Origin of the sequence: Fibrobacter sp. (assembly GCF_045112255.1) — a bacterium.
GTDB lineage: Bacteria > Fibrobacterota > Fibrobacteria > Fibrobacterales > Fibrobacteraceae > Fibrobacter.
In genome coordinates this window covers 25,053-32,810 of the sequence record NZ_JBGUHR010000065.1, presented here as the reverse complement: position 1 = coordinate 32,810, position 7,758 = coordinate 25,053, and the positions used below count along the sequence as shown (strand labels likewise).

3 protein-coding genes are annotated in these 7,758 nt (G+C 47.9%); 2 read left to right on the top strand and 1 reads right to left on the bottom strand.

What is annotated here, in order from left to right; genetic code table 11:
* Positions 1-250: 250 nt before the first annotated feature.
* A complete protein-coding gene (locus ACJMM9_RS09980; protein WP_405326279.1) occupies positions 251-775 on the bottom strand; it encodes a hypothetical protein in 525 nt (174 codons plus the stop codon).
* A 328-nt stretch (positions 776-1,103) separates the two neighbouring features.
* Between ACJMM9_RS09980 and ACJMM9_RS09975 the strand changes: the two genes are divergently transcribed.
* Both ACJMM9_RS09975 and ACJMM9_RS09970 read left to right on the top strand, forming a co-directional pair.
* Positions 1,104-5,324, top strand: a complete 4,221-nt coding sequence (locus tag ACJMM9_RS09975) for a hypothetical protein (RefSeq protein WP_405326277.1) — start codon at positions 1,104-1,106, stop codon at positions 5,322-5,324.
* A gap of 15 nt (positions 5,325-5,339) precedes the next feature.
* Entirely contained in the window at positions 5,340-7,649 is a 2,310-nt protein-coding gene (locus ACJMM9_RS09970) for an OmpA family protein (protein WP_405326275.1), read from the top strand.
* Positions 7,650-7,758 lie beyond the last annotated feature (109 nt).

Genomic DNA, 7,758 nt, shown 5'->3' with positions numbered 1-7,758 from the left:
GTCGATGCATGCAGCAGATGCTTCCTTGAGTGCCTGTTCGGGCAGGACAGACGGTCCTGCGCTAAAGTTATAGACTTTATTTGCCATTGTTGTGTTCCTTTTTAGGGGTTTATGCCCGTTAGGGCTAAAAAAATTACGGTGTAAAATTAGTAAATAGGCGGTGGAGTGGCAATAGAATATATTGCTCCAAAAATGGAGAAACCCGCCGTAAAAGGCGGGCCATTCCTAATTCCGAATTCCTAATTCCGAACTACACACCGAGAGCCTGGATGGCGGCCTTGTACTTCTTGAGGCGGAACTTCGTCTTGAGTTCGCGGCGTTCCTGGCGATGGATGTACTTGTCGTCCATGAGCACGTTCAAGATGGCGCTCTTCGCCTTTGCTGCTGTCGGATTGTCCTTGAGCGTTTCTACAAAGCGGACGAAGTCCTTTTCGCGAGCGTCATAGGTGGCGTCTTCGGCTGGTACGCCCTTTTCCATGAGGTGGCAGCTGTATTCGTCAATCCAAGCCTGGTTTTTGTGGTAGGTCATCTTCTGGATGAGGTCGACCATTTCAGCCGGAACGCCCATCTGAATCATGTCGTCCGGAGTCTTTTTCGTGGCTGATGTAATGGAATCCTGCAAAATAGCGAGAACTTGGACATCTTCGGATTCGCCTTTGTTTTTAAGATAATCGGCGACGTTCTGGAGGAAATCGATGTATGGGCCACCGGCCTTGTCTTGCTGACCATGATGGACGGATTCTGCAATTTTGTAGGCGTCTTGATAAGAAAGCATTATTAACCTTTTTTTAAAAACTTCGAGCATCGTTGATGCCCATGCCTTGAATATACATAAAGCATAGCTAAAAAAAACGCTCTTTTTTATCAAGAGAATCGAAAAAGCATCATTTTTTACGCCCAAAAGGGGGGCAAATCAAAAATTTTAGTCCTAAATGTCTGTTTTTTAGGTTGAAAAATCTGTTTTTGGCCTGTATGGGTGTTTCCATAGCCCAAATGGGCTATAAAATTAGTCTTTACGGATGGGTAAAAAAAAATTAGATTTCGCGCCGTTTTAAATGAAATTAAAAAGTTTATAATAAAATAAGAAAAACGTGAGAAACACAATGAAGAAAAACACCTTGAAAATTGCTTTAGCGGCATCTGCAATGACTTTGTTCTTTGCTGGTTGCGGCGATGACCTGCTTTATTCACAGGATGGTAATCAGTTTACAACGGTAACTGCGTTAAATCCTGATGATTGTAGTGATTCGACCGAAGGCTCCATGGCTTTTGTGAAGTCGAAAGCAACAATGTATGTATGTTCCGAAGGCGAATGGATCGCTATGAATGACCACGAAGCGATCCAGTACCGTTGCGAATCCAAGGAACTCAAGGACAAGTCCGGCATTGCCATTATATGCGATGGCTCTGACACGATCGGCGTTGTGTACAATGGTAAGGATGGTAAAGACGGCACCAACGGCAAGAACGGCACTAACGGCTCCAATGGCACCAACGGTGATAATGGTGACAATGGTAAAGATGCCGATATGGACAAGATCCAGAAGGACATCGATGCCAAGCTGAGCAGTGCTTCTGCTCAGATCCAGAAGGACATCGACTCCAAGATGAGCAGTGCATCCGCTAAGAACCAGAAAGATGTCGATGACGCAATTAAGGGCTTGAGCAGTGCCTCTGCCAAGAATGAAAAGGATATTAACGACAAGCTGAGCAGCGCTTCTGCCAAGAACGAAAAGGACATCAACGACAAGTTGAGCAGCGCTTCCCGCGATATCAGTGACAAGTTCGACGACGCTTACAGCAGCTTGAGCGCTGAACTTGAAGACAAAAAATGCGAAATCGTCAATACGGAACGCAACGACGAAACGGCTATCATCACTGTGTTCATCAAGTGCGGTGAAGCCGAAACTGAGATGCAAATCCCGTTCACGCCCGTGAACGAGAACCTCGCCAAGGTGTACAAGAAGCATGTTGTCGTGCGTTTCCCGGTGCAGGCCAATAAGGAAACAAAAACTGACGACATCTACGAAGAAATCTGGAAGAACCTCAAGGGTGGCGATAATGCAGAACTTACTGTGACGGACCTTGACGAAAAGTTCGCCCCGAGCGGCAAGGTGTTTATGCAGGACTTGTTCGCCTCTGCCAATAAATCCTTTGTGACAATCGAAGAAACCAACGAAAAAGCGGTGGAATACAAGGTTGCACGCCTCGAAGGGGATCTTGACATCACGAACCTTACGACCCCGGTTGTGAAGCTCCGTGTCAAGCTGAACTTGAGTAACAACGCTTTCGGCGCCTTTGGCGGATTTGGCTCGAACGCAACGGATGTTATTTACAACGCCTATGCAGACTTGTCCGATGCGTCCGATACGGTTGTCATCGACTTCTTGACCGACTACAAGGCCGCCCGCGTAAAGAAGTTGGTTGACGATGGTAACGGTTTTGGTGTTGCAAACGAGCAGGCAAACAAGGACCTTGCCCACGCCCTTTATTTGGAAAACAGCGAAGAATATCCGTCTTTCGAACATTATGCCCCCGATCAGATTGGCCTGGCCGAAAACTTCAACAGCATCGTGTGGGTGATGGCCCTCATTGACCAAAAGGACAAGACTCCGGGTTTTAACTCGGTCTATAACGCTTTCCGCAATGTCTTTGCCGAAAACGGCAACTTTAACACCGCCGTCAATACGACTTACGCAGGCAAGGAACACAGCATGTTCTTTGTTGATTACCTCGCTTTGCTTATCGACGCGAACTTCTTCAAGTGGAACCAAATGCAGCATGGCGACTATACTGCTGAAACGAATTTCTGGAGTGGTACGGATGCCGTCTATTACAAGATTTTGCAGAATGGATTTGTGGAAGCCTATAAGCTTAAAGTCGAAGACGCAAAGGTTTTCAATGATCCGTCTGGCTATAGCAGCAAGGTGTATAAGTCTGATGTCGAAGGGGGATATTTCCGTTACTTTGAATATATCGAAAACGAACAAGTTTGGTATCCTGTAACACTTTGGGCTGTAGGTGTTGCAACGGTGGAACAAGTTTGCGATGCTGACGCTGTTAATTCGACCTTCTTCTATAGCTTTGAAGGTCTTGATGAAAATGCCGTTTGTGTATGCGACAATGGAAAATGCTACTGGCAAGATACTGAAAATGTATGCTTGGGCCGTAATAAAGGAGATAAGGGATCGGCGTTCTTTGACGGGGAAATTCAAGAGTATGAGTGCGCAGAAGTAGAATGTAATCCATCCGCTTCTTCTTGCGTTGGTTTTGAACTTGGTCCTGTCAGTCCGAACTCTTCGAACTCTGTTGCATCCTCTTCTAGCGCTGCAAGTGGCATGACTCCGGAAGAACAGGCCAACAATCCGGAATCCAAGCTTTACCTCGGTGAATGCAGCGCTACCGTAAACGAAGGCAAAGAAAAGCTGTTCGACTACAAAAATGCGGGACTTGCCACGACAACAAGCAAAATAACCTTTGTATGCGATGGCTCCAAATGGAGACAGAAAGATTATCATGATGAGAAATATGGAATATGTTCAAAAACTACGATGGAAAAGGGCGAAGTCAAGGCAGAAAATGGTTCCGAACATTATAAGTGCGATTACCTTGATAAACAGGAAAAATACGAATGGATCGCTACTGATTGGCAAGACGTGTATAATGAAAAGGCTTGCCATTATGGCTATGTCAATGAAAAAATGGTTACTGGATCCGGTTATGAATATGTTTGTGAAGAAAATTCTGAATATACAGACAACGACGGTAACCATACCCATGAATGGCGTGAAACGACTGTTGATGAATATTGCGTGGGTGATCGCGTCGAGGCTACAGTGCAGAAGCTTGAAGACGAAGACCTCGGCGAATCGACCTTCAACGAAAAGTGTAACTACCACGGTTCTACCTATGCGAGAAACAATACTGCTAGCGGGGCCAAGGAATGGGTGTACTACGGTAATTTCACCAACGAAAGCACAAGAAACAGCGTCCTCTTGTTCTTGAATGGTTATAAGGATAATATAATTTACTCTTGTAACGATTGGGTCAACACCTACTGTGAGCCTGTTTCTGTAGAAACCGTGCAGAGTAAAATTGCCTCGCATATGCCAGAAGTCGAAAAACAGAAATGGATTAATGCCCTTTGCAACTATGGCGATTACAAGCGTGCTAGTGGCTACGCCGACGGCATCGCCTTTGAAGTCAACGTAACGTTAAAGAGTGGCGAAACTCCGAAGACGTTTGTCGCTAGTGCCAAGAGAGATGATTGGCACGAACCTACCTTTGAGGATATCTATGGCAAGTGCGACGAAGATAAGATGAAAAATCAAACCAAAGTAGCTGTTTACGAAGGGAAAAAATACAAGTGTAACTACATTTCTGGAGGTCCTTCCAGCGGATACTACTCTTGGGTTAAAGCAAGTGTTTTGGATGAAGACGCTACGCTTGGAATTTGCACGAGAAATCGAAAAAAAGATGCCGCTATAGTCGGTGACGCATACTATGAATGTCTTAGTAATGGTAACGCAGAAGGAATCCCCGCAAGTTCTTCCTCCACTGATTGGCTAGTAATTGATGAAAATGAGTACCTTAACGCCAAGTTTGGTTATTGCGATACCGATAGAGGTAATACTAAAAACATTGCAGACATTAAGAGCGAAACCCTCATGGATGGTAAAAGCCACAGTTTCAAGTGCTCTATAGCTAAAGAAGTCGTAAATGACTATGGTAAGTGGGTTGACGCCTCCACAGACATTGCTCTCGACCAGATTTGCAACAGAGATAACGAAGATGCAGCTGTTACCAAAGAAAGCGTAACCTATGCCTGTGCGTACAAGGATGAATCATCCATGTATCAGTGGATTACTTCTGATGTGTACTGCGAAAATAAAGGTGAAAATTTGACTTACGGTGGGTATCTTGACAATCCGCATAGTTCTTCTAGTATGTCTCACTGTGGCAAATCGGATGAGATAGAATGCAAAACAGATTCCGACAAGAAAATCTGCCATGTCGGTACCGAGTCTTTCGTCAAATTGGATAGCGTGTGGCAATCTGTGGCAGCATATTGCGAAGACCATTCTACAGGTTCCGCCTGTGAATTTGTCAATCATGAAGGTAATATAGCCGATCCTTCTCTTAAGTATTACGAACAAACGGAATACTACGTAAATACAGAACAAGGTTATAAGAAAGCAGAAACTGCAGAAGAATATTGCGAAGCGTTTAGCCCGGATCATGATGGGGTCTGCGTATTTAAATTTGACGTTTATTATTATTGCGAAGGTTCCGGATGGATCTTTACCAGTGAATACTGCAGATAGAATTTGTACTAGAACATGAAAAAACTTACCCTTATACTTGCACTTGCGCAGGCGGCTGTCTTTGCTCAGACCGGCCTCCTGGGGGGTAAAACTGGCCTCCACCAGCAAGATGCGAATACGCTTGGATTTTTCCACTTCCGTGTGGGTACGGGTGGTACCATAGCTATCGATAACTGGGGCTATACCCGCGCTGCACGTTTTACGGACCAGCATGGCCGTATTCAACATCTTGACGTGTGGGACGCTCGCATGGAAAAGGGGCGCATTGATGGTGCCCTGGCCGGTAACTTCAACTTTGCGTTCGGTCTGCTCGATGACTTGGACATCGGTGTAAGTCTCCCGATTTACTATGACCACGCGAAGGATTACTCCGGCGAAGCTATCCGCGCTCACATGGGCAAGGGTGGCCTCGGCGACTTGCAGTTCTATGCAAAGTATCGCACACCGCACTGGTTTGGCCCGGATTACATGACGACTGCCGCTGTTGTGGATTTGACGGTCCCGACGGGTTGGCGTGGCGTGGGGATTCGTCCGCGTCATGCCTGGTTCCTCGATAACGAAGGTGGCCCGACGTATGCTTACACGGCAAACAGCGTCATGCTTGGCCTCACGGGTGTTGTCTCTGTCGATTACACCAAGAAGAATGTTCCGCTCGTCTGGAATTCTTCTCTTGGACTCATGATCGGCTTTGGCGATGCTTCGAACACGCTTGTGTATAGCACGGGCGTGAACTGGCTCGTGAATGATTACATCCAGCCGTTCCTCGAATTCAGTGGCGAAATGCGCTTTGGAAACGATGCGTATCCGTTCAGCCCGATCACCGACCCGATGGTCTTAACGCCGGGTATCAATGTGAAGATCCCGTTCCTCAACATTGACTTTGCCGCTGGTATTGACATCGGTATTGGAAACCTCGTGGACGGTTACGATACGAAGGAAGCCCTTGAAGGTTGTAAGGATTTCCAGATTAAGTACAAGGGTGAAACGGGTTACAGGGCAAGTTACTGCTATGTGGCTCAGCCGCTTATTGCCGGTATCGCCAAGCTCACCTGGACGTTTGGCTTTGATGGCGATGACGACAACGATGGCGTAAAGAACCGCAAGGACAAGTGCCCGGATACGTTCCCGCCGATCGTCGTGGACGAAGACGGCTGCGGCATCGATACGGACGAAGACAAGGTCTTTGACGGCCTCGACAAGTGCCCGGATACGCCGAAGGGTGTGCCTGTAGATAGCGTCGGCTGCCCGTTCGATACGGACGAAGACGGTGTCGTGGACTACAAGGATATGTGCCCGGATACGCCGAAGGGTGTGCCTGTGGATTCTGTTGGTTGCCCGTTCGATACGGACGAAGACGGAGTGCTGGATTACAAGGACCAGTGCCCGAATACGCCGAAGGGTGTCAAGGTGGATTCTGTCGGTTGCCCGCTCGACACGGACAAGGACGGAGTGCTCGATGGACCGGACAAGTGCCCGGACACGCCGGAAGGTGTCGCCGTGGATGCTGACGGTTGCCCGCTTGATACCGATAAGGATGGCGTACCGGATTACCGTGACAAGTGCCCGAATACGCTCCCAGGAATCAAGGTGAACAAGCGCGGTTGCCCGCTGCGCCGCAAGGAAGACTTGGATTACCTCAAGAAGGGCATCCAGTTTGAATTCGACTCGGCAAAGCTTTTGAAGTCCAGTTACCCGACTTTGGACGACATTATCGCGCTTTTGGAAAAGATTCCGGAAGTGAAGCTTGAAGTCCAGGGCCATACGGATATCGTGGGTACCGAAGATTACAACCAGAAGCTTTCTGAAGACCGCGCCCACTCCGTGACGGATTACTTCGAGTCGAAGGGTATTGCTGGCGAACGCCTCCGCGCGATCGGCTTTGGTACTCGTGTGCCGGTTGCCGACAACGTGACTGACGAAGGCCGTGCCAAGAACCGCCGCGTGGAACTTATCCCGTTCGGTTACTACACCGAAGGTGATAGCACTGTGGCTGCGCCGTCGGATTCGCTTTTGAATGACAGCACTGCCGTGCCGCCTCCGACGAAGTCTGAGGTGAAGCCGAACGCAAATCCTGAAGTGAAGGTGAAGCTCAAAGTGGATCCGACAAAGAAGGTGAGGTCTGCATCGAAGGCTGGTTCCAAGCGCAAAAAGGAAATTGAGGCGAAAGCCGCGAAGGCCGTTGAAGAGCTGAAAGCCGAAGTGAAAACGAAGGTTGAAGAAATCAAGGCGAAGGTCGCTCCGGCTCCTGCTGCACCTGCCGAGAAACCTGCTGAGACTGCGCCGGCCCTGGCTCCTGCTGCACCGGCTGAAAAACCTGCCGAGTAGGCGTCTCCCTTTCGAAAATGTGAAAAGACCTGGCTGAGCCAGGTCTTTTTCGTGTTAAGAAGTGAAAAATTCGAAAAAACTTGTTTTTTACGTCATTTTTAACCTCTTT